Source organism: Belliella aquatica, from assembly GCF_014637795.1.
Classification (GTDB): Bacteria; Bacteroidota; Bacteroidia; order Cytophagales; family Cyclobacteriaceae; genus Belliella; species Belliella aquatica.
In genome coordinates, this window is the sequence record NZ_BMFD01000019.1 from 30,816 (window position 1) to 56,814 (window position 25,999).

The 25,999-nt window shown below is 33.4% G+C and carries 14 protein-coding genes; 10 read left to right on the forward strand and 4 right to left on the reverse strand.

Translation table 11 applies throughout. The annotated features are described in order from the left end of the window. The 4 genes from IEV57_RS17415 to IEV57_RS17430 form a co-directional block, all read left to right on the forward strand. Positions 1 to 337: T9SS type B sorting domain-containing protein (locus IEV57_RS17415; RefSeq protein WP_188444326.1), on the forward strand; the 337-nt coding region annotated here is incomplete at its 5' end. Positions 338 to 491: 154 nt separating this feature from the next. Next, positions 492 to 1,430, forward strand: a complete 939-nt coding sequence (locus IEV57_RS17420) for a PorP/SprF family type IX secretion system membrane protein (protein WP_188444327.1) — start codon at positions 492 to 494, stop codon at positions 1,428 to 1,430. Between the two features lie 429 nt (positions 1,431 to 1,859). Then, the gene (locus tag IEV57_RS17425; RefSeq protein ID WP_188444328.1) at positions 1,860 to 8,852 is read left to right on the forward strand and encodes an MBG domain-containing protein; all 6,993 of its coding nucleotides are present in this window, start codon (positions 1,860 to 1,862) and stop codon (positions 8,850 to 8,852) included. A gap of 263 nt (positions 8,853 to 9,115) precedes the next feature. Beyond that, the gene (locus IEV57_RS17430) at positions 9,116 to 9,538 is read left to right on the forward strand and encodes a helix-turn-helix domain-containing protein (RefSeq protein WP_188444329.1); all 423 of its coding nucleotides are present in this window, start codon (positions 9,116 to 9,118) and stop codon (positions 9,536 to 9,538) included. Positions 9,539 to 9,821: 283 nt separating this feature from the next. On the opposite strand, the gene IEV57_RS17435 is transcribed toward IEV57_RS17430, so the two are convergent. Next, the gene (locus IEV57_RS17435; RefSeq protein ID WP_188444330.1) at positions 9,822 to 10,520 is read right to left on the reverse strand and encodes a response regulator; all 699 of its coding nucleotides are present in this window, start codon (positions 10,518 to 10,520) and stop codon (positions 9,822 to 9,824) included. Positions 10,521 to 10,639: 119 nt separating this feature from the next. Here IEV57_RS17435 and IEV57_RS17440 point away from each other — a divergent pair, with 119 nt between their 5' ends. Further along, positions 10,640 to 13,603 carry a PAS domain S-box protein gene (locus IEV57_RS17440; protein WP_188444331.1) on the forward strand — a complete coding sequence of 988 codons (2,964 nt, stop codon included), beginning with the start codon at positions 10,640 to 10,642 and terminating at the stop codon, positions 13,601 to 13,603. Beyond that, a complete protein-coding gene (locus IEV57_RS17445; protein ID WP_188444332.1) occupies positions 13,593 to 14,627 on the forward strand; it encodes a hybrid sensor histidine kinase/response regulator in 1,035 nt (344 codons plus the stop codon). Before IEV57_RS17440 ends, IEV57_RS17445 begins: the two co-directional genes overlap by 11 nt. 79 nt (positions 14,628 to 14,706) lie before the next feature. Here the strand turns inward: IEV57_RS17445 and IEV57_RS17450 are convergent, their stop codons facing one another. Beyond that, positions 14,707 to 15,066: a response regulator gene (locus IEV57_RS17450; RefSeq protein ID WP_188444333.1), complete on the reverse strand. Its 360-nt coding sequence runs from the start codon at positions 15,064 to 15,066 to the stop codon at positions 14,707 to 14,709. Between the two features lie 235 nt (positions 15,067 to 15,301). On the opposite strand from IEV57_RS17450, the gene IEV57_RS17455 reads away from it, so the two are divergent. Beyond that, the gene (locus tag IEV57_RS17455) at positions 15,302 to 16,030 is read left to right on the forward strand and encodes a LytR/AlgR family response regulator transcription factor (RefSeq protein WP_188444334.1); all 729 of its coding nucleotides are present in this window, start codon (positions 15,302 to 15,304) and stop codon (positions 16,028 to 16,030) included. Between the two features lie 177 nt (positions 16,031 to 16,207). Here IEV57_RS17455 and IEV57_RS17460 read toward each other — a convergent pair whose 3' ends face one another. Then, positions 16,208 to 16,570, reverse strand: a complete 363-nt coding sequence (locus tag IEV57_RS17460; protein ID WP_188444335.1) for a response regulator — start codon at positions 16,568 to 16,570, stop codon at positions 16,208 to 16,210. A 330-nt stretch (positions 16,571 to 16,900) separates the two neighbouring features. Between IEV57_RS17460 and IEV57_RS17465 the strand changes: the two genes are divergently transcribed. Beyond that, positions 16,901 to 19,534, forward strand: coding sequence for a tetratricopeptide repeat protein (locus tag IEV57_RS17465; RefSeq protein WP_188444336.1), 2,634 nt, complete (start codon positions 16,901 to 16,903; stop codon positions 19,532 to 19,534). Here the strand turns inward: IEV57_RS17465 and IEV57_RS17470 are convergent. Beyond that, the gene (locus tag IEV57_RS17470) at positions 19,531 to 20,442 is read right to left on the reverse strand and encodes a hypothetical protein (protein WP_188444337.1); all 912 of its coding nucleotides are present in this window, start codon (positions 20,440 to 20,442) and stop codon (positions 19,531 to 19,533) included. The genes IEV57_RS17465 and IEV57_RS17470 overlap by 4 nt on opposite strands. Before the next feature lie 784 nt (positions 20,443 to 21,226). Here IEV57_RS17470 and IEV57_RS17475 point away from each other — a divergent pair. Next, positions 21,227 to 21,823, forward strand: a complete 597-nt coding sequence (locus IEV57_RS17475) for a hypothetical protein (RefSeq protein WP_188444338.1) — start codon at positions 21,227 to 21,229, stop codon at positions 21,821 to 21,823. 895 nt (positions 21,824 to 22,718) lie between these two features. Beyond that, positions 22,719 to 25,999: PKD-like domain-containing protein (locus IEV57_RS17480; protein WP_308419888.1), on the forward strand; the 3,281-nt coding region annotated here is incomplete at its 3' end.

Consider the following 25,999-nt stretch of genomic DNA (forward strand, 5'->3'; position numbering starts at 1 on the left):
TGTGCAGGATCGTGATGGAAATATCCTTGAAAAGGAATTTACAATCGTCAGAAATAGGACATCGGTGAGCAATATTGAAATCTTCAACTCTTTCACTCCGAATGGAGATAATGTAAACGAGACCTGGGGTGTGGAGGAATTGAGATTCTACAAAGTAGTAAGAATTCAGGTTTTCGACAGAGGAGGAGAAAGAGTATTCTACACAGTGAATCCAGATATCCGCTGGGATGGGACTTTGAATGGCAAAGAGCTACCAATCGGAACGTATTACTGGACGATCGAAGTAGGAGAGACTGGAGAAGTAAGAAAAGGGATGTTGAATCTGTTAAGAAAGTAAAAAGGTAAAAGGGACTAGGAAAAAGGACGAGTTTGTAAATAAACGACTCGTCACCCCTTCCCCTAGATAAAACCAGCGCTGCAACCTGGCCCTTCGCTAAATTAGTCCACTGGACTAATTTTTAACGCTCAGTCCTCCTCAAAAATATAAAATCATGAAAAAAACAATCATCTTATTTATAGGAATAGCCCTTGTAACGACAACGGATATTCTCGCTCAATCAAGAAAATACATTTCCCAATTCAGCCACTTACAAGGCTACTATAACCCAGCGCTGACGGGTTATGAAGGTTCTATGCTGCGTGGCTTTGTCCGGAATCAGTGGGCAGGCTGGGAGGGAGCACCGAAGACTTACTTTGCTTCAGCAGAACTGGATTTCGGTCAACTCTCAGGTCAGGCCTCAGGAGATATTCTGGGCAAGAATGCCGCAGGGATCTCCATCCTACATGATCAGTATGGAGCCTTTGCTGAGACAGAATTTGTGGCTAGCTATGCTTCGAGAATCCAAGTTGGAGAAAAGACCAACCTGAGATTGGGAGCAGGTTTAAACTACCGCTCTATCCGTTTGGATGGGAATAGCATGACGACGGAGCAAGCAGATGACCCGATAGTAGGACAATACTTTGGGAGTTTCTCTAATATGCAAGTGATAGACTTCAATTTGGGACTTGCCCTGACACACCCAAGTTACTATGTGTCCTATGCAGTACACCATGTAAATCAGGGAGCGATCAACTCAGGAGATGTGTTTATGGAAAGAATGCCAAGAGTAGGCATCTTCCAAGCAGGATACAGAAATAGGATCAATGATAATCTGAGTTTGGCAACGAACTTCATGTACAGAAGTCAGTCTGATTTACCAGACAACTTAGAACTCAATCTCAAGGTAGTATTGAAAGACAAAGTATGGATTGGAGGAGGACATAGAATAGACTATGCGAACAACTTCCAGTTTGGGATGCTCTTTGATAAGATGGGAATTGGCTATATCTACGAGATGCCGATGTTGAGAAGCTATCTACTTCCGAATGTGACGCATGAATTTATGTTGACCTATGCGCTGTTTGGAGATAGGAGAGTGATGATTTGGTAGGGAGTTTTATCTGGATAGAAGTGGGTGAATGCTTGGGACTAAACATTACAATGTCAACCATTAAGTGAAGGGCACTTGTCGATATCCTATTCATGACATGTTTGACTCAAAGCCAAAAGTAAACGAATGACATTTTATCTCTACACTTATCACTATGTATAAAGTCTTTTCGAGTGATTTTCTAAAATTTACTGTATGTAGTATTTAAGTCTTTATTTGGCTGACTCACATAGCCTGTTTGAACTCTATTAAGTTTAAATAGAGCCATTACTTTAAATTAATTTGTTAATAAATCATATCATGAGTTTTAATACCATTATTAAAAATAAATACTGTTTTAATTTAAGCTTATCAAGTTTTAACGCTATTGTTTATAAGCGATATATCCTTCTTCTTTTATTGTCTCTGATTTCTCTAAGTGGATTTTCCATGCAGATTTTTGTCAAGACATTGACAGGAAGAACAATTACTTTAGACGTAGAGCCAGGTGAATCGATTGAAAACGTAAAGATAAAATTACAGGATCGTGTAGGTTATTCTACATCTATAATAAATTTGATTTTTGCAGGTAAATTATTGGAAGATGGGAGAACCTTAAGTGATTACAACATTCAAAAAGAGGCTACCCTTTATGTTTTACTTTTTGGAGGTGGAGAAGGGACATCAGAAAGTCCTTATCTTATAAAAACTTGGAAACATCTAAATGATGTAAGATTTGCATTAAATGCTCACTTTGAATTGGTGAATGATCTTACCGAGAATTTACCAGACTATGATTTTTATGCTTCTGCTACAGCTAACTCAAATTCAGGTTGGTTACCCATAGGGGATGAAGATCATTTTTTTGCTGGGCATTTTAATGGTAATTCTCATATTATAAATGGTTTAGTTATTTCCAGACCTATGACAAATGAGGTAGGGTTATTTGGTCGGGCTAGTGGAGCTATTATAAAAAATGTAGGATTAATAAATACCTCGATTGTTGGTCAAGATTTTACTGGTGGAATTATAGGAAAAAATTATGAAGGTAGTCTTGAGTCTTCTTATGTTTCAGGAGTGATTACAGGAAGGTATCAGGTAGGGGGATTAATAGGAATGACAACTGGAGGAACGTTTTCTAAATCATTTAATAATGCCTCAATTACTGGCCAAGATAATACAGGTGGTCTAATAGGAACTTTCCAGGGTGGGTCCATATCTGACTCCTATAATTCTGGTAATATTATAGGAGGTGCCAGAGCCGGTGGTTTGGCTGCAATTGTAACTCAGGGTGGAACCATTACAAGATCATATTCTTCTGGTAGTATTTCAGGTTCAAATGGGGGCGAGTTAGGTGGATTAGTAGGTCTTGATTTTGGAATGGGTGCAATTATAAATTCATTTTGGGATGTAGAAACTAGTAAACAAACTACTTCAAGTGGCGTTGGAGGAAAGGGTAAAACGACTTCAGAGTTAAAAAGTCTAATCACTTTTACGGAATCTGAGTGGGATTTTACACCCGATACTGGGATTTGGTCTATAGTGGAAGGCGAAATGATTTCATATCCCTATTTAAAAGAAATTGATTATGATTTACCCGATACTGATCCTGCAGTGAATCCTATACCTGGACTAAACTTACTTAATGAAAGTAGTTCTGAGTCTTCTCAAGCAGAAAATTTAACTACCATTTCAGGAATCGTTACGATTCCACAAGATTTTGCGATATTATTTCCAAATGAATTTAATGAAGGAGATGAATTTTATTATGAAATTCACTTTGATTTAGCTGTCAAAGCAGATAGATTGAATGGAACTTTTGGAGCAGTTTATAACAGTGCGGTTAAAGGCGGGAAATTGAAGCCCGTAAATCAAAATAGCCTTAAATGGATTAATTCTGAAGTTGATTTAGAAGTTAAAAATGTTGCTCTCAATAAAAATAGTGAAAGCCTTACAATTCAGATGAAAGCTTCAGGCTCTATTCCAGACTTGGGAGGAAATCCATTTGAAGATTTCAACCTAAGCTTTAACTTTCTAAATATTTATGATTTTGAATTAGAAGGGAAAGATCCAGATTACGCATTTTTAGATGTGACAAATCCTAATTTTTCATTTTACAATACAGGAAGTGTTTTTGCTGAGATTCGAGATGCTAATTTTGAAAGTCAAAGTTTATCGCATTCCTTTTTATTCCATTCGGGCATAGGGGTAGAAAACGACCCTTATCAGATTGAAAGTTGGACTCATCTCCAGAATATAAATTTAGTAGCTGATAAGGGTTTTTACTTTGTCTTAAATAATGATTTGGATGAAAATAGTGCAGGTTATAATTTACAGGTGAAAGATGATGAGACACTTGCCAATGGAGGATTGGGTTGGAATCCTATTTCCAATAAAGTTTTTACAGATGAAGGAGGGTTAGCTTCTAGGATTTACTTCGATGGGAATAATAAAACAATAAAAGGGCTTGAAATAAATGGTCAAAGTGAACTGGGACTTTTTGGGGATATTAGAGGAGGATTAAGATCTGAACGAATCTTGGCTATCAAAGATCTTTCATTAATCAATTCCAAAGTAACTTCTACGTTGTCTGCCGTAGGTATTTTAATTGGTCATGCAGAGGCAAACCTTGAGCTTCATAACATCCATGTTCATGGCGTGGTAAACCAAACATCAGGCTCTAATGCAGGCGGGATGATAGGACATTTTAAAACCGATACTGAATATACAGCGAACCTTTCCTTTTTGACAGCCGATGTTCAAATAACTGGAAGAGGTGATGTAGGAGGATTAATTGGAAGAGCACAAACAGCTGGAGAAGCATTAATTACCGATTCTTGGGCGACTGGAGATGTTTCCTCTCAAGGATCAAATATTGGAGGATTGATAGGAAGTAACGATAGATCCCTTCTTACTCTTAGAAAATGTTTCGCGACAGGTAATGTGTCAAGCGGAGATAGAGCCGCAGGGGGGCTTGTAGGGCAATTACAGGGCAAAATATACGAATCTTATGCAATAGGAAATGTAACCGGAAATAGAGAAGTTGGTGGTTTGGTTGGGGATATAGACAATTCAGCATCAGAAATTGTGAATTCTTATGCCTTAGGAAATGTCACTTCCATAGCTACTGAAGGAGGACCGGATGCGGGAGGACTCGCAGGTGAAATCAGAGCAGACTCGAAGGTAATCAACTCCTATGCAGTGGGCAAAGTTACAGTTAGCTCCTCCCTATTCATTGGAGGTGGATTACTAGGAGAAGCTGGTGCTTTGGTAACGAATTCTTTCTGGAATCTAACAGATAATCCTAGTCTTCAAGGTGTAGGGAGAGAAAAAACATTATCTACCAATGATCCAGATGGAGTGATCGGCAAATCCGCAGCAGAAATGAAGTCTTTGGCTACTTTTACCGCAGACATTCATCCAATTGATTGGGATTTTAATTCAATATGGAAAATTGAAGAGGTTTCAAATAGGGGTTATATTTCCTTTCCTTATTTACAAGCATTCACCTATGATGAAATTGAAGTAGAACCTGAGGTAAACCCTATTCCAGGACTTAAACTTCTTTTTGCAGGAGGAAAGGGGACGGAAGAAGTACCCTATCAAATATCCAATTGGGATCATTTATACAATGTTCGGTATGAATTGAATGCCTTTTATGAATTGCAAAATACTTTGGATTCAAATACTGTTGGTTATTCGGACTACGTGAAAGATGGGGAGTCCTTAGTTAATGAAGGGAAAGGATGGGAGCCTATTGGAAATGAAGAATTTAATTCTTTTAAAGGATCATTTGAAGGAAATGGCTATTCAATATCAGATCTTGCTATTAATCGGCCTGAAGAATATCGCGTTGGATTATTTGGGATGCTTAAAGAAGGTAAAATTTCAAATCTTGGTTTGACTAATGCGGTTATATATGGAGATAATCAAGTTGGTGGACTTGTAGGTTATTTGTATAATAAATCATCAATTATAAATTCATTTAGCTCTGTTACCATTACAGGGAATGGTGGAGTTGGAGGACTTGTTGGTTCTTTGACGTTTTCTTCAATTGAAAATAGTTTTAGCAATTCCAGTGTTCAAGGAAAATTAGCTGTTGGCGGTTTGCTTGGGCAAGCTTATGTTGGCGGGGTTTCAGATAGTTATAGCCTTGGTGTTGTTATGGGAGAAGAATTCACTGGGGGTTTAATTGGCAGCATTGGGGGAGAGTTAGCTTTTAATTCGACTCTAAATAATAGTTATAGCGCTACAAAAGTAGTATCTAAAGATTCGAATGGTGGCTTAGTAGGTCATGTGAATGAAAATGTAACAATTTTAAATTCTTTTTGGGATTTAGATTTATCAGGTCAAAATAGTAGCGCTGGTGGAGAAGGTAAAACTACAGATCAGATGAAGATGCTAAGCACTTTTTCAAATGCTGATTGGGATTTTACGGAAGGTACAGGGATTTGGGAAATCAAACAGGAGCAATTTATATCCTATCCCTATTTTCAGTCTATTACTTATGATAGTCCAGAAGAAACTACTCAGATAAATCCTATTCCTGGACTTGAGCGAAGTCTAGAAAATACTATTGATTTTGAACAGTTAAAGAATGAATTTTATGGTTCAACTCCATTTGATCCAGGTGCTACAGCTAGTTCAGGAGATCAGGTTACTTATTCCAGTTCCAACACTGATGTGGCTGAAATTGAAAATAACAAGATTGTTATCAAAAGTGTTGGTGAGACGACTATAACGGCAAGCTTGGTAAATATCTTTGGATATTCCGATGCGATCCCTGTATCACAAGAGCTAAAAGTGTTACCCAAATCAATTGGTGTTGAAGGTATAGTTGTTAAAAACAAGTTGTATGATGGTACAGGTGTAGCGAGTATCTCTGGTAATGCAAGCCTTGAAGGTGTGATAGGAGAAGATGATGTAGTTTTAAGTGGTGAACCCATATTCACTTTTGAACAGACCAATTCAGGAGAAAACATCAATGTTCTTGTGACAGGCTGGACACTGACTGGTGAATCAGCCATCAATTATAAGTTAGTTTTGCCTTCACTTACTGGAACAATTAATAAAGCTCCCCTCACGATCACAGCGAAAGAAGGTCAAAACAAAGTTTTCGGAGATGGTGATCCGAGGTTTATTTACATTGCGACTGGCTTTATAAGCAGCGATGATGAAAACATCCTGAGCGGAGCCTTGGCAAGAACAGTTGGAGAGAATATAGGTACCTACACCATAAATCAGGGAGATTTAAGTGCAGGCGATAACTATGACATCTCTTTTACGGGAGCAGATTTTGACATATCTCCAGCTACAGTAACAGGAATCGATTTCAAAGATGGCAGCTTCGTGTATGATGGAACTTCCAAGTCAATTGTTATTAGAGGTGATCTTCCAAAAGGAACTTCTGTATCATATAGCAATAACAGCCTAAGCAATGTTGGAAGCCAGACGGTAACCGCAACGATTACAGGTACAAACTATACGACGCTGGAATTGACCGCTACTTTGGCGATCACCCCAGCTACGGTGACGGGAGTTGAATTTAAGGAAGGCGGCTTCGTTTATGACGGAACTTCCAAGTCCCTTGCGATTACAGGAGTACTTCCGACAGGAACTACAGTAGCATACAGGAACAATAGCTTAACGAATGTTGGAAGCCAAACGGCAACAGCAAAGATCACAGGTGCTAACTATACCACTCTGGAATTGACCGCTACTTTGGCGATCACCCCAGCTACGATGACGGGAGTAGAATTCAAGGACGGCAGCTTCGTTTATGACGGAACTTCTAAGTCTCTTGCGATTACAGGAGCACTTCCGACAGGAACTACAGTAGCATACAGGAACAATAGTTTAAGGAATGTTGGAAGCCAGACAGCAACCGCAACGATTACAGGAGCTAACTATGTTATGCTTGAATTGACAGCTACTTTATCCATCACCCCAGGTACAGTGACGGAAGTTGAATTTAAGGACGGCAGCTTTGTTTATGATGGAACTTCCAAGTCTCTTTCGATTAAAGGATCACTTCCAGCAGGAACTTCATTGCAGTATTCTAACAACAGGCTGACCAATGTTGGAAGTCAGACGGTGACGGCAGCTATTACAGGTGCTAACTATGCCACACTGGAATTGACTGCTAATTTGACGATTACCAAAGCAATGGTAACGATTACCGCGTTGGATAAGAGTAAAGTTTATGGTGAAGAAAATCCAATTTTAAACTTTACTTACTTAGGTCTGGTCAATGGAGATAAAAAAATAGCAATAGAGCCTAGTATTAGGACCACAGCAATAGTTGATTCAAATGTTGGAACTTATCCAATCATTTTGGATGGTGCATTAGATGCAAATTATGACATCACTTTAGTTTCTGGAAATTTGGAAATAGTGCAAGCAAACTTAAAGATTACTGCTGAAGATAAGCTTAAAATTTATGACCTTGAAGACCCTGAGTTCACTTATACAGTTGAAGGTTTGAAAGGGGAAGATCAATTAAAAGGTAGATTATCGAGGGAACCCGGAGAAGATGTAGGGGAATATTCGATTACGATTGGAACTTTGACAGGAGGCTTAAATTATCTAATTGATTTTTTACCTGGAAAGCTAAATATCGTATCGACAGAGGTTAAAGAGGTTTTTGAAATTGGTTCTATTAATATGAATTGGGGTTCTACTGTTGATTTACCACATACGATACCTTTGTTGGCGACAAATGGAAGGCCATATTTTGTTAATGTGACATGGGATCAATCCACTTTGAATAGGTTTAAGAGAGGAGAATATGTTCTAGAGGCTTCCATAGCAGACAAATCGTGGATCAAAAACCTTGAAAATTTGAAAGCATATATAAAAATTACTGTGATGCCAAAACCTGCACCTCAAAACATATTATTATCAAATAATACATTTGAAGCTCCAAAGACAAATCATGAAATTGCGATTGGATCATTGTTGGTAGTAGATCCAATAGATAACCAGCATGTGTTGGGACTTCCTATTGGAATGAAAGACAACAAATATTTCCAAGTGATCAATGATGTATTATACTGGAGCAATGAGGACCCAGCATCTGGAAAGACGAGTTTTACAATTGTTGTAAGGGTCACAGATAAGGATTTAAATACCTTGGATAAGGTTTTTACAATAGAAAGGATTAGAAAAACAATATCAAATATAGAGGTATTTAACTCATTTACTCCAAATAATGATGGGGTAAATGACACCTGGGGACTTCAAGATTTAAGATACTATTCCGGAGTCAGAATTCAAATATTTGACAAAGGAGGAGAAAGAATGTTCTATACCGAGAATCCAGATTTCCTTTGGGATGGAACAATTAATGGAAAAGAATTACCTGTAGGAACCTATTATTGGACTATCGAAGTAAGAGAGACAAAAGAAGTGCGAAAAGGAATTTTGAATCTCTTTAGGAAGTAGATATTAGGAAAAGGGGGAAGGCAAGGGTTCAGTGAACAATTCGGTGTTACATTATTACGCTATGACTTTTCCCCTTTACTCTATAGTAATTAATTTATGAAAAAGATAATCAAGTTCTTCATAAGCCTATAAAGGAGAATGCTGCTCTTCTCAAAATCTTGTAAATTGATTTGACAGTACTTAAAACAAGTATTAAATCTCTTAAACTATTTTGATTATAAATTTCTATAGAAAAAAGTAGCAATTAATCAAATACCCTATTTATGCCAACAAAAGAACCAATAGATACTATCAAATATAAAATTACTGTAGCTATAGAACATCAACAGTTATACAAGAATCCTTACTTGAGCTTAACTTATTTTGCAGCATCCTTGAATGTTTCTTATGGAATGCTTTCAGATATAATTAAAGAAGAGTATGGAATGGGTTTTCGAATGTATTTGAATAATATTAGGATAAGTAAAGTTTTGGAGGAAATTGAGCGGCATGGAACAACTTTAAAAGTTAGTGATTATGCTAGATTAGTAGGATTTAGCTCTAGAGTGACTTTTTTCAATGCTTTTAAATCCAGGATGGGTATTTCGTTAATGAATTATCTTACAGAAATAGATAAAAATAATGTATTAGACATATTGGAAGAAAATAGAACAGATAAATTAGATGAAGAAGAGCTTCGTAATTGACTGATAACTAATCAAAAAAGACAACCACTTACCGGTCTTTTTTTTATAGCATTTAGGCGCTTTGAGGAAACCTAAAGACCGTATATTCTTTTTATATGGAAATCCATTTCTTTATTCGTAGCCATATGTAGTATCATATTAAGTTCAATTCAATTTGTTAACATTAGATGTTGATCTATTGAAATTTATTAAGTTAATAAAATGTGAAGTATAATCACAGTAAAATATTCACATACGGGCGTCTTTCCAGCTAATCTTTTATATTTATAGGCTATTCTTTAGGTTATTCTTTCAATTCTGATAATACTTTAAAAAAACCTCTTCTGATCGGAATGTTAGTGTCTTTAATAATTAGCTCTTTGGAATTGAATGATATAATCTTATTTACATTTACTAAATATGATTTATGAGGTCTGATGAATAGTTTGTCTGGAAGTTTTTCTTGTAAATCTTTTAAGATGTCACGTACCGTATATGATTTAACTGTAGTAATAATTTTTGTGTAGAGCCCATCGGCTTTTAAATATAAAATATCGTTCAAAGGAATTGGCACGAGATAGCCCTTATCTCTAATTTTTAAATTTAAATTACCATAATCCTTTGGAGAAATAGCATAAGGTTTTGATTTCAATGCAAGATAAATGGCAGTTTTAAGACTTTCTGCTTTAAATGGCTTAAGTAAATAGCCATCATATATGACATTTGAAATTCTATCTAAATAAGTCTGATCCGAATAGGCAGTTAAAAAAATAATGGGGATATTATATTTATCTTTGATAGTATAGCATAAGTCAATACCATCCATCTCACCTTTGATTTGAATGTCCATAAGAATCAAATCAACTTTTGATGTTTCTAAGAAAGTTAGAGCAGTCTGAGCTTCAGGATGAATACCAACGACATTGTAACCAAAATTTTCTAGTATTTCTTTAATATTGAGAGCTAGGTCAAACTCGTCTTCTACAATTAGAATATTTTCCATATAATTTTAAATATAACTTTTAATTACGGATACAATCCACTTCACTAAAATTAATAGCTTAAAAATGTAAATAAAGTGTCAAAAAAAGTCCTTTTTATGGGTTTAATTTGTAATTAATTATGATCAACAGCGAAGCGATTCTTAAAGCAATAGGAGAGGCTTATTTTATTCTACAAAGTAAGGATAAAATTAAAGAGGCCATCCCCCTAATCTTAAAACTACTAGGTGAAGCTACACATGTTGATAGGGTTTATATTTTTCAGAATTATAAAGGGGAAAATGAAGAACTTCATTTCTCACAAAAATATGAATGGGTAGCTGAAGGAGTAACCCCGCAAATTGATTTTGAAGAATTGCAAAATGTTCCTTGGTCTGTGTTTCCTATTGTAGCAGAAAAGCTTGCTCGAAATCAAGTTATTAATGAGGTCCTTACTGAGGAGTCTAATGGCAAGGATTTTTATGATACCATGTCAGAACAAGGTATTCTTTCGTTTCTTTTTATACCGATAATGGTTGATCATAAATTCTGGGGTTTTCTAGGGTTTGATAATTGTTCTTCAAAAAACATTTACTCAGCTGAACAAGCTGCTGCACTCCATGCTTTTGCATCTACTTTAGGTTATACAATTTTATCAAAAAGGCAAAAAAAGAGAATTCTTAAGGCAAAGGAAGTATATTCTTTTTTAATTAATAATGTTAACGAGGTGATTTTTAAATTGGATAGTGAATGTAATTGGCTATTTATTAATAAGCAATGGGATAGACTTACAAAATTCTCTGTGAAGTCTACTTTGGGGAATGCATTTAAATCAGCTTTCAAAGAAAAGTACAGAGAAGAAATTTGTCGCTTAATAAATCAATTTTATAGTGGTGAGTCAAAGCAAATAACTTTTGAGGCTGAGCTTTTACTGAAAAATAAGAGCACAAAATGGGTGAAAGTTCAAGCCTCTCCTCAATTTGATGCTTCAAATGTTATAGTAGCTATTACAGGCTCTATCATAGATATTAACCGAGAAAAAGAAGTACTAGCTAAGCTTGAAGAAAGCGTTGAGCAAACAAATGCAGTCATTAATTCTGTAAAAGATACGTTATATACTTTTTCAGGAGACCTTAAAAAGGTTCTTTTTGTCTCAAAGAATATAGAAGTATTAGGTATAGATAAAGAGAAATATACCAATATAGAAGATTATTGGTTAGAGATAGTTCATGTAGAAGACAAGGAATTTGTTCAAGAAGAAGTTAAAAAGCTACTTTCAGAAGGAGTTTTCGATGCTGTTTATCGTATTATAAATGACTTTGGTAAAGAAGTTTGGATACAGGATAAAGCTTGGGCTGTAAGAGATAACAAGAACAAAATTGTAAAAATTCACGGTAGGTATACAGATATTACAGAACTCAAATCTAAAGAACTTAAATTAAAGAGTAGCGAAGATTCCTTACGAAAACTAAATGATTTATTACAAGCAGTTAATGATACACAACTGAGTTTTCATTTAGATAAAGACTTTCAAATTCCACTTTACACTTTATTGACAAAGATATTAGAAATTACAGGGAGTAAATTTGGTTTTATTGGTGAGATATTATTCGATGAAAATAATTCTCCTTTTTTGAAAACTCATTCTATCACTAACATTGCTTGGTCCGCAGAAAGTGAAAAGTTTTTTTTTGAAGATAATTACCGGTCGGGTTTGGAATTCAGAAATCTCGATACACTTTTCGGAAGATCAATTATTTCAGGAGAATTATTGATTTCAAATGATGTTAAAAATGATTCCCGAGCTACTGGTACTCCTAAGGGGCATCCAGCAATTGAAAAATATATGGGAGTGCCTGTATATAAAGGAGAAGAGTTTTTAGGGTTAATGGGATTTGCCAATAAAGATGCTGATTATACTGAAACTGATGTGGAAATTCTTCAGCCTTTGATTGCGGGATATGCGAATTTGATTAAATCAATTAGGGCACAGAAACAAAAACAAGAGGCTGAAAGGTTGCGCTTTCAATCGGATGAAATGTATAGACTTCTTTCAGAAAATACGGGAGATGTGATTGCCTTACATGCACTTGACTTAAAATTCGAGTATGTTTCTCCTTCAATCTATAAAGTACTTGGATATACTCCACAAGAATGTATTGGTAAAACACCAGTTGAATTATTTGGAGTAACTCAAGTTGAAGAAACTGATTTATCAAAGGATAATCATTTCTCAACTGTAATGACTCACGTTCATAAGTTAACAGGTAAGCCAATTGCTCTAGAAACTATTATTATTCCTGTTTTAGATGAAAAAGGGAAAGCGTATTCGTACATGGCTACATCAAGAGATGTTACAGAACGAGAAGCTGTACTGAAAGAATTAAAAGAATCTCTTTCAAGAGAACAAGAATTAAATCAATTGAAATCAAGGTTCATTTCTATGACTTCCCATGAATTTAGGACTCCTTTAGCGACAATTATGAGTAGTACTGAAATTCTAGAGATTTTACTAAATAATCTTGAAGATGATACCATAAAGAATAGAACCATCACACATTTAGGTAGAATTAATAATCAAATTCAAAGGTTGACTGGAGTAATTGCTGATTTACTTGTTTTGGAAAAAAATGCACAAGATAAGATTGTAATAAGTAAAGAACAGGTCTCAATCAATCAGTTTTTAAAAAATATTGTAGATCACTATTTTCCTAATAACACAAAAAATATCAAACTCAATTTACCAAAAGAAGATAGAATTATTAACTTAGATCCTTCTATATTATCTCATGTAATGAATAACCTCATTGATAATGCCATTAAATATTCAAAACAGGCTAAAGAGTATCCTGAGATTTCATTAAAATATACAAATGATACATACCAGATCATCGTAAAAGATTATGGGTTAGGTATTCCTACGGAAGACAAGAAATATATTTTTGGGTCTTTTTTTCGAGCAAAGAATGTTAATACAATTAAAGGAACTGGATTAGGTTTAAATATTGTGAAAGAATTTATAGAAAAACTAGGGGGTGAGATTCATTTTGAAAGTGAAGAAAATCAAGGTACAGAATTTATAATTACACTTCCATATGAGCATTAATATCTTGTTAGTTGAAGATGAAATAGAACTTCAAGAAAATATAAAAGATATTCTAGAAATTCATGATTTTTCAGTAGTTGCCGCAAATAATGGACTAATCGCTTTACATTATTTGGAAAACTACACATTTGATATTGTTGTGTCAGATGTAATGATGCCAGAAATGAATGGTTTTGAGCTATTATCAAAAGTAAGGAATGATAAGAAGTTAATTAATCTACCTTTTCTTTTTCTTACTGCAAAAGTTGAAAAAGAAGATTTTAGAAAAGGAATGGAGTATGGTGCGGAAGATTATCTTACTAAGCCTGTTCATGCTAAAGATTTGGTTAACGCTATTAATGTAGCGATCAATAAAAAGCAAAACAGAGAATTATGGCTTAGCGACAAGATTGATGAAGTGCTTAAAGAGGAGCGAAATGTCAAATATCACGAGTTACGTACACCTCTTTTTGGCTTAATGTCTATATTAGAATTAGTAACTACTTCTATTGACTCTTTTGATTATATTCAGTTGAAAGAAATTTTGGGAACAGCTTATGATGCTTCTAAAAGGCTAAATGATAGTTTATTAAATTTAGCAAGGTTTAATGAATTAAGTTCTTATGAACCTGATCAAACTGAAATTTTGTCTTTCAAGGAATTTTTGGAAAATAAACTTGTTGTATTGAATAAGACTTTTTCATTTTCAATTGATTTTGATTTTAACATATATTTTGATGATAAAATTCTAGAATTCATTTTAAATGAAATTTTAAGCAATGCCAATAAATTTTGTTCTCAAGATCCAATTTATGTATCAGTAGAAGAAAGAACTTTGATTATTGCTAATCTACAAGATTCTCTTTTATCTCCTCAAGAGATAAAAATAACCCCATTTGGTCAGATCAATAGAAAATATAATGAGCAACAGGGTTTAGGACTTGGGCTTTATTTGAGCAAAATGTATGCGAAAATGAATAATGCAATTTTGTCTGCAAGAATAAGTAATGACTTAAAATTCATTATTGAATTACAATTCAAATAAATTTTTTTGCTGATCAATATGAATCAATTTAGGAGCTTTTTAGCTTGAATCTAAACTAGATCTAGATTTTATTCATGCCCTAATTTTCTCCAACTGCATCCAAAATTATTTGATGAAGCTTTGCTAATTCTATTGGTTTATTAAAACTAGCCTCAAACAAGGATTCATGCTTACTGATCTCATCTAAATTACCAGCAGTAATTGCAATTATAGGTAGCGATGGATTTGTTTTTTTGATTTCATCGGCTAAATCTATTCCATTTACCCTAGGCATCATTATATCCGTTATGACTGCTTCAAATGAATTTGGATCTTCATAAAAATGATCAAGAGCATCTTTTCCATCAAATGTTACTACGACCTCGTGTCCTGCATTTGAAAAATACTTGTTTAAAACCATCCTAATTAACATGTCGTCATCTACAACTAATATCTTCATTATTATAAAATTTTCACAAGTTTAAGCATTATTTCTATCTTCAATAGATTGAAACATTTTATTGTAAATGATATCCACTTAAACATGTATACGCTTGCATTTTATTATTAAATGTTCTTATATAAATTAATTTAGTGATTTTTATTTACGTATTTAGTCACTAGGTATCATTATTTTTCATTGTAGCATTTTATTTATTTATTTTAGACTATTGTATAATTTAAAATAAGTTAAAATGGTAGTAAACAATGTTGTCTTAGTAGAAGATGAAAGAGAATTGGCATTAAATATTAAAGAACTGTTAGGTTCACTTGGTTTTTATGTGTCTGCTGTTTTTGACAATGCTTTAGGTGCTTTAGAATTTGTTAAATTAAACAAAGTTGATCTTTTGATTCTAGATATAATGATCAAAGGTGAAATGGATGGGATTTCTTTGGCCATGGAAATAAAAAGTAGAATGGACATACCTATCGTCTTTATTACGGCTTATTCTGAGAATGAAATCATAAAAAGAGTGATAGATGTCTCACCAGATGGATATTTGTTGAAGCCATTTACAAAAGAAAGTCTTAAAACTACATTGCTGTTATCTCTATCAAGTTATCAGAAAAGGACTAACAAAGAAATTGAAATAAGAAGTGATGAAATTACAATTCAAATTAGAGATAAAGGGTTTATCTCTTTAATTCCTGCATCAGATATCCTTTACGCTCAAGCAGATGGACTTTATACAAAAATAATTACTGTCAAAAAAACTTTTATGATTAGGGATATATTAAAAGATGTCGAAGCTAGACTGCCTTCTAATATTTTTTTACGTGTCCATAAATCATATTTAGTAAACAAAAACGCAATTGATTCATTTAATGGTAAAATCTTACAAATTCAGGATATTCAAATCCCGATTAGAAGAGGATACTATAAATTCTTGAGAGCGATGCTTGGTAACCACGAGGAAGTTTAGATGGATGGATTTTTCGCTTATCATTTATTTTTAAGCAATTACGTCATAATAATAACCCGTTTTTGGTTTTATCTTAAGTATAGTTTTCCTTCATATTGAATATGGCCCTCAAAAGTAAGGCTGGAAAGTCAATTCATATTCTTGACCATAATTTGGAGAAAAATAGAATTAACCAAACTATAATATAGAATGAATAGACTTTAACAAATCTATAGTTTTAATTGGTTTTGTCAAATAAATATCAGCACCTAATTCAAGACTTTTTTCTTTATCCTTATCTTCTATTTTAGCAGATAGTAAGATAAAAGGGACTTGATTAAGACTCTTATTTGATTTGACATGCCTCAAGAAATCATGACCATCCATAATAGGCATCATAAGGTCTGATATAATTAAATCTACCTCATTATGAATTAAAAATTTCAAAGCATTTTCTCCATTTGAAAATTCGTGAACCAAGAAATCATTAAGTTCTAAAATCTCCTTAATGTTTTCTCTTAAAATATCTTCGTCTTCGATTAATAAAATTCTTTTAGGCATATAGGCTTGCGTATTTTCTTGTCCAAGTTAGTGATAAATTGTACTGAGAAATATATGTTTTTTTTAAATAGAAACTTTATAAATTACAACTAACAAAGAAAAGTAACGACATTTAATTTTAAAATTCAATGTTTTATTTACTTAAATATGTCATATTTATAATGAATTAAATCATGTGTATTTATTTGAATGTAAAATGTAATATTTGATTTAATGAAATGTCGTATTTTAGTAGCTAAACATATATTTTTCGTAACATTGTTTTTATTTTTTTAACCGTAAAATAGAAATAATAAATTAAAGAGTAGAATAAGGATTAGGGAAAGTAATATGCGAATTTTAAAAACTGTATTAGTAGTAGTTTTGTTTATTTGTGGATTTTCTATTATAGATTTGTTAGCAAATGAAATTTCAACAGAGTTGAAAAGTTATTCTGTGATTGATAGTTTAAATGACCTAAGTAGGGATTATTCTTTCGTAGATAATATAAAAGCATTAAAGTATGCAAATGAGGCTTTAGAACAAGCTTTGGAAGTTGATTATAAGAGAGGGCAGGCTTTTGCATTTCGAAATATGTCTTCTGTTTATTCTTCGCAAGATTCTTATGCAGAATCTGTTGACTATATAAACAGAGCTTTAAATATTTTTGAGGAAATTCAGGATGAAGAGGGCATTGCAAATTGTTACATTTCTCTTGGCCATACATTTGATAGACTTGGAGAGGACTCTTTATCTTATGAGTATCATAAAAAAGCCTATGATTTTTTCCAGAAGACAGATAACCTAAATAGAAAAGGGATAACAGCTCACAATTTTGCTAGAGCACAATTCCAACTTTCACAGCTAGAAACTTCAAAATCACTTTTTCAAAAAGCTTTAATTTTAAGTGAAGAATCAAATAATCCTCAATTATCATCTTCTTGTTTAAGTTATTTAGGAGAAATTGAATTCGGCTTAGGAAGACTTGATGAGGCAGAAAAACTTTTTGAACGTTCTAGAAATATTTTTAATGATTTAGGATCGGATGCTCAAAAATATGCTACCATGAGTTCATTTTATCATTTGGCTATGATTTATAAAGCAGATGGAAATCAAAAACGAATGATTGAAATGCTTGAGAAGGCAATACAAATAATTGATGATTTTGGTTTTCCTTATTTTATAAATGAAGTATATAATGAACTCATTGATTATTATTATGAAGTTGGAGACCTAGAAAAAGTTAAGATTAATACGCAACAATATGCTGAAATTTTAACAAATTTAAATCAAGAAAATCTAAAAGATAGAACCAATATTGCACTTGATTTAATTCAAAGTAGGGATCTAGAAAAGGTTTACACTGAAAAAATCCGAACTAGTGAAATCAATGAAAAAATTGTAGAAGCTAATGCCAGGGTTATAAAAGTTTTGATATTCACCTCTTTTTTCTTAGCAATATTTTTAATTGTTATCATCTATCAGTTCTTTAGAAATAAAAAAAATTCAGCAGCCATAAGGTCGATTTATGAAAATGCAGGTACAGCATTGGTTTTGCTGAGTAATGATGGTGAAATTATAAAATGGAATAAATTCTCAAATAAATTGTTCGGTGATTCTTCTGAAAAATTAGCTGGTAAAAATTTCTTTAAAGAATTTATATCGAAGGAAAGTACTTTAAAACCATCCGATATTGAAAATTCATATTTAAATGAATATGAAATAACAACTTCTGATGGAAAAACCAAAGAGATCAGTGTCAGCTGTTCTCGCACTTTCGTTAATGGGAGTCCATTTTATGTTTTGTTTATTTTGGATGCTTCAGAGTTTAAAAGATTACAAAGACTGAATGATTTTTATCAAATCATTTTAGAAAAAAGTAATGAAATTGCCAAAATTGGTACTTGGGAAATGAGCTATTCTAGTTTTCTAAATGAAGAGATGCCTATCATTTCATCACAAGTTATGGAGATACTTGAAATTGATGAAGTTTTACCAGAAAATATGAAAGAAATTAAATGGACAAATTTTTTTAACTCGGAAGAATCTATTCAAAAATTAATGGTTGTTTTTGAAGATGCTACTTCAAAGAATCAAGCTTTTGATATTGAATTGAATTTAGTTTCGTATAAGGGAAATGATATCTGGATCAGGTTCATTGGTAGCGTAGAATTTTTGTCAAAAACAGATATAAGATTGTTTGGCACGGTTCAAGACATCACAGAGGTTAAAACTGGTATTAAATTAATAGAAGAAAATTTGAGTAGAGAACAAGAACTCAATAAACTCAAATCAAGATTTATTTCCATGGCTTCGCATGAGTTTAGAACTCCTTTAGCAACAATTACTACAAGCGTAGAGCTAATACAAATGAACTTAGCCAAATTAGCTCTTCCAAATCCACAAATTCTTGATAAACATACTTTAAGTGTGCTTAACCAAGTCGATAGGCTTGAAAAGACTTTAGATGGAATATTGATGCTTGAAAAGACTATTCAAGGTAAGATAGAAACCACTATATCTACAATTGAGTTAGAAAGTTTTTTAAATGAAGTTGTTGAAAATATAAATTTGCCGGGAGATGAAAGAAAGCCTATTTTGAATATTGAATCAGATTTATCAGAATTGAATACTGATCCTAATTTACTTCATCATATCATGGAAAATGTTATATCAAATTCACTGAAATATTCAAAAGGAAAAGAAAGTCCTATTATTAATGTTTTCCAAGATATGGATAACATCTCAATAGAAATACAAGATTTCGGTATTGGAATTCCTGAATCAGATAAATCTGGGATGTTTAATTCCTTTTATAGAGCTAAAAATACTGCAGGAATAAAAGGCACTGGGCTTGGATTAAGTATTGTTAAAGAGTTTGCAACGTTGATAAATGTAGATATTGAAATTGATTCAACAGAAGGGGAGGGAACAAAAGTAACTTTGACCCTCCCGCTTGATCTAGATACTAATAGGGCTAATTAGTCTTGTGTAAATCTATTTTTTCTGCTTGTAAAATTTGTTTTGTTATTAGCAATGGCAACTCCTACTTTTTCGTTGTAAGAGTCAATTGTTTCAAAATTGTCGATTAGATATAATCCTTCACTAGCAATTGTATTAGCTTGATTTACTATTTCTAGAACGTTTCCAATTTTGATATTGTTTAAAAGTACGTTTCCAATGTATGAGGAGATTCCTTCTTCAGTAATCAGAACTATTGATATGTCCACGTTAGATCCGACTATTCTATTAATTTTTCTTTCAATTTGATTTTTGAAATATTGAGCAACTTGCTTTTTCAATTTAGCGTCGATAGCTAAGTTGTTTTTGTTTATAATGTAATCTTTTACTTTTTCAGGCCCTGCATATTGGAGTTCTTCAACATGATCAGAGAGTCCCTCTCCTAAGATATATGTTTGCTTTTCTTTTTCTAGCGTTGGATCAAAATATATTCCTTCAAAATCTTCTAGGCCAAATTTTAAAACAATGAACTTTCTATCCTGAATTACTTTAGAAAGTGTTACCGCTGAAGCAAAGATATTTGGATATATCTCAATACCAATAATTTCTAAGGTTTTAGAAATTTCTTTTTCATCACTTACGTAGCTCAGTTTTTTCTGACGTTTTACAGAAAGGTAATACTTTATGTTTTGATAATAATCGCGAAGGTTTAATCCTAGATTTATCTTGAATCTAGTTTTTTTGAACCTAAATTTTAAAAGACCAGCATAAAGTACAAAGCTCAGCCAAGAATTTAATGCTTTATTGTTGCTAGAATCATGAATTCCAATTTTGTATAAATAAAGACCTCCTCGAAATACAACTGAAGAATCAAGATCATTCATTTCGATTTTTTGAGAACCAAAATCTTCTATAATAACATTATTGGCCAATTCAAGGCTTTTGAAGTCTGTATTGAGTAGCGCCATAAGTTTTTTCTTTTAATTTAAAAGGAAATTATTTACTGAAATGAAAAAGGTAAATGAACATGATAATTGAGGTAAAGAACTGTTATTTATCATATTTTTTCAACGCTTTCGTCGTGTTAATCATAATTGGATGTTAGTGTTATTCCTTTTAATGTATAACCAGTTTACAGCCAAAAGCGAAGAAGAAAAGGAATCCAAAATTTGGATTCCCTTTAAGATTAACTAAACCACAGTCTGTAAAAAATTAGACAGACATGATAACACGTTTAAATCTAGCTAGTAAAATTGTTGTTTAGTGATTTATGTAAACAGATAGTTCTTGTTTGTAATCCATCTGACTTTTAAGCCATAATAACAGACGAGCCTTTATTTGAAATCAACTTTTAATAATTCGAAGAAAAAAGCTTCAATTTTTTTCAGAATAATATATATTTAAGGTTAATAATTCTTAAACTTCATTGATTTCGTTTGTAGGAAGATGTAAACTAAAAGTAGAGAATTGTTTAGGAAGGTTTTAGGGATTTATATATTGATTGAATATTTTGCTAATATTCATCTTCATTCAGAGCTATTTATCAAATTCCGGAAACTAATATTTAAGAGACTTATGAAAAATAGCTATATGAACTCTTTTTACGTGTTAAAAAAAGCATGTAGTTATTCTTTGATTTCAATTTTTGATTTTTAATGTAAATGAATAACATTTTCATTTCTTTCAATAAATATTTTAAATTACAATCTTTGTTTTGTGAATAAATTAAAGCGTGTAATTGATTATTTTGTATTTATTTTCTCAGGTTGGATCACTGAAGAAATCACCTTCTCTGGAGGGCAGGTACGGTTCAAGAGGAAGCATAATTCTGTTTTGTTTAATCCTATAATTCATTTTGAAGAATTAGCATCTTCATTACTTAAGTTTGATTCAAATATCATAAGGTTAAATAAAAAGACATTTAAATATGTTTTATCTAATAGCCTGCCTTCTCAAGACTTTAGCAAATCAGAACTTGAGGCTAACTTTTATTTTAATCAATTGCCCATAGTGATGAAGAAATTTTCCTATAATGAAAACAAGACAGTCAACTCTTTATTTGTTTATAAATTTGGTGACTTTCCTCTTTTGGTTCTGAATATGAGGTATGATTATGGGAAGTATTTCAATGATTTTAATGAAAGCATTCAGAATGGTAATGGAAGTAGTTTTTCTTGTCAATTTGGTGGGGAGGTTTTAGTCTGTAACGGAGAACAATATTCAAGTTTTTTGTATACTCCTCATATTTCTTTATTAGGTCATTTGTTTATTCTCTCTAGTATAAAGGCTGAAAAGCCTGATTCTAGCATTTAGTAAAAAAATTAGTCCCTTTGTTCATGATATTAAATCTCTTGTCTTTTTTTGTTGGCTTTCTCTTATTAATGATGATTTCTATCATTTTTTTGAGTAGGAATGCAGCGAAGAAACTTAATGTATTCTTTTTGCTATTATTGGCCTTTGGTGGAGTACAACGATTTGTTTTTGGATTAGGAGCTTTTGAAATAATTAAAGAGGGGAATTAAACGTATTTTGATACTTCTTTGTGGAATGAAATTAATAAGGGTTGTGAGTCTTTGTAGGTTTTTAGCTGAGTGATCAAAAAATAGATTTCTTATTCAGTTGTATGTAAACAGCATCAATGATCAGTCAATTGAAGATTGAAATGAATTTAGTAAGATATTTTTGATGAATTAATGGTCGAAAAGCTCAGTTAAATTTAAAAAAATAAAGGAATTCAAACATGAATTCCCTTACTAGCTATAACCCGTTTTAATTAATTATGATTTTGCAATCATTTTTAAGAAAATTAAATATTTTTTTTAAGCTTCTATTTATTTCGTAAATGAAGTGATGAATTTTGTGTTTAATGTGTTTTAAGATCAACAGGTTCATTCAAAATTTTCTAACCGAAAGTTGTCATAGATTGTCTAATTAATTAGAGCTTTCATTATTTAGTAACTTTTAATTTACAATAATTTACAAACCTAGAGATTCAATTTATTTTCTTTACATCTTTATATTTGAAAAGTTTTTGTTAACATTTGGTCAATTTTTTTTGATCGTTATTCAATTATTTTCCGAACTATTATCGATTAAGAAGTAAGTGGATATGTTAGGTAAAAAGTCTAAATATTTTATTTTTTTTGCGGGGTTATTTTTTATTTACATTTTTTCTATTGGTAGGGGTTTTGTAGAAATCGGTGAGGGGTTGATAAATACGGTTTTTCCAGATAAAGTCATAACTTCATTATCCGAAAATGGTCACTTAAAGCAATATGAATCCTTTAAAATAGAAGCTGACAATAGTTTGGATCTATCATCGGTATCTATTAACATAATTTCTTTTAATTCTAATTTGACTTATTTCCCAGGAGGGAGTATATCAGTTCTTTTTGAACCGAAGGGTATTCTACCCTTAGATAATGTGTTTCAATTGGAGATGTCTGATGCCAACGGTAGCTTTGCTTCACCGGAAGTTATAGCTATTGCAAATGAGTTTTTTACCCCGATCTTGAATGGAAAAATTCCAACAAGTATTGTCCCTGGTACTGGATATAAATTGAGAATTTCATATGGTTCCGAGGTGGGGCCTAGATTAAATTACGAACTACCAAATGCTTTCGGAATTAGCTCAAATAATACACCATTTCCCACTCCTTATGTTAATGTTTCTGAAACGGCAGATGGAGTAGATTTTAGGTGTTTAGAGAATCCTAATACCACAACAAATCCAAATTATCATTTCGGTTCAGTTGAACAGGGAAGTTCAGCCGTATTGTTAAATGACTTAAACATGTCTGATCCAGTAAGTTCTTGGGGTCCAAATACAACAGCTAGATTGTATTCGCTGAACTCAGGAAGTTGGTCTTCCTCAAATTTACCAATAACTGGACTGGGGACGCGTTCAATTAAAATCCCTTCCGGGACCCCAATAGGTTATTATTTAATTGAATTTACAAAAACAATAAGTGGCCAAAGTTCCACTTACAGCTACCTTTTTAATTTCAATACGGGTAATTCAGGAATTTCAAACCTTGACAATGATAATATTTGTGTTGATGCTTCAGTTTCGTTTGAAATTGCTAAACAGAGCATGAGGAATAATTATCCAGGCTCGAAATACACTATTAATTGGGGAGATGGTTCGCCTGAGGAAGTTTACACCCATAGCGAGTTAATGGAGAGTGAATCTCTTTCTCACGTATTTAAAAGTTCAACTTGTAGTTCTGAGGAATCTGATTTGAGATTAGGTAAATATTACTTTGAAGTAGGTTTTTTGTTATTTAACAAAGGCTCAAGTAAAAACACTATTTGTGACGACTATTCACAAAATGGAAATGGCGCATTTAAATTGGTGAACACTAGTGTAGCCCCAACCGCTGTAGTTGATGCTCCTGAATACATTTGTGAAGGTGATAATTTAACTGCAACAGATATAAGTATTCGAGGCCAATACGGGGACGGAAATGTTTGTTTAACCGAATATATTAGAGAATGGCTCATTACTCCTCCAGGCGGGGCAGAGGAGTTAGTAGATCTAAGTGTAGATGACGATGGGAATTATATTTTTCCTGTTTATGCAAGCTGGGTTGATGAAAACGGCAATCTAAATCTTCCTGGAGACATTGTTTCACCAGGATGTTGGAGCATAAAACTAAGAATTAAAAACCCATCAACTGCGGGATGTAAAATTAGTACTGAGGCAATAACACCCGTCAATGTCCAGGCCATTCCAGTCCCGGCTTTTGCAATTGATAAAGGACCAGAAATATGTAAAGATGAAACAATAGCTTTCACCGATAACTCCAATGTCCTCGACTTTTTATGCCAAAATCCAACTTACGAGTGGATAGTTACACCAGTTGCTCCTCCCGCAATTGAATCAGGATTTGAATTCACAGAAGGAACTGATAGCTCTTCACCTGATCCAAAAATTAAATTTACTCAACCAGGCGCCTACAACGTGGTGCTCAAAATCACCAATGCCTGTGGACCGGTGTCTTCTGCACCCCAACGGATAGATGTCTTGGGTGCCCCTAAAGTAATTTTTGACAATGATGAACTTTTGGTTTGCCGAACTAGTCCAGAATTTAATCTTGATTTTAGTGATGGGGTAATCAATCCTACGTTTGGTGAGTTTCCCTTTGCTCCCGAGACATATAAATGGGAGGTGTTTAAAGACGATGAAATCACTCCTGCTGATATGGACTCTTATGAATTTGTAGTCCCGTCAATTGATGAAGACCAGTTACCGATTATAAAATTTAAAAAATACGGAATCTACAAAATAAAAATTACTGTCACTACCAAATGTAATGATTCTTCTTTTGATTTTTTTAGGTTTGAACTTAGAGAAGAACCTGTTATAACCAATGAAGATATCAACCAAAACATCTGTTCTGGAGAAACCACAAAAGAAATTGTATTCACTTCTTCGATGCCAGATCCGGGAACTACTTTTAGATGGATTGTAGCACCTGTTGATGGGCTCAGTGGGTATGTTCCTACTGGAACTGGACCAAAAATCGAACCTAGACTCTTACAGAACACTACCAATTTACCGCTGGAACTTATTTACAAAGTAGTTGCATCAAATAATGGTTGTGACAGTGAGGAGAAGCAATTTACAATCACGGTGAATCCTACGCCTGTTATTTCCAACAAAGCTCCAGAGCCTATTTGTTCGGGGGATGCATTTACGGTTAATCCTGAGGATGGAGTCAGTGGAGATATTGTGCCATTAAACACAAACTACACTTGGACAATGTCTCCAAGTGACATCGGCCTGGTTGGAGTCCTTTCTGGATCGGATGTTACCATCATCTCTGAAGTATTGACTAACAACACAAATACAGTCCAAAAAGCAACCTACACCGTTACTCCTAAAAGCGGTGCCTGTGAGGGTGATCCATTCGTGATAGAAGTGACGGTCAATCCAGTTCCTGTAGTCGAAGCAGCACCTAATTCAGATGTGATTTGTTCAGATGGAACTACGTACATCACACTTAGTCCCAAAAGCACGGGTACAACAGCTATGACTTTTAGCTGGACAGCTTCAGTGACAACATCACCTGCAGGAATAGGAGCTGATATCACAGGATTTTCGACTCAAAGTGCGACAGGGATACAAAGTGTAATTGAAGATAAACTTATCAATACTGGAACAAGCCCCGGTGTAGTGACATACGAGATTACTCCATATTTTGGAGATTGTGCGGGTACGACAATCTCTGTACCAGTGACAGTGAATCCGGCTGGGCAAGTGGATCAGGAGGATGATCAGGTGATCTGCCAGGGAGAGGATACTCAAGCAATTAATTTCTCTACCATCAATACCATAGGGATTACGACTTATGCTTGGGAAATCGATAAAAACATTGGTTTATTTCCTCTATCAGGAATAGGAAATATTCCTGCTTTCAAAGGAGTCAATGCCAGTTCAGAGTCCATTGTAGCTACGGTGACAGTAAGGCCAACCTTTACTCATGA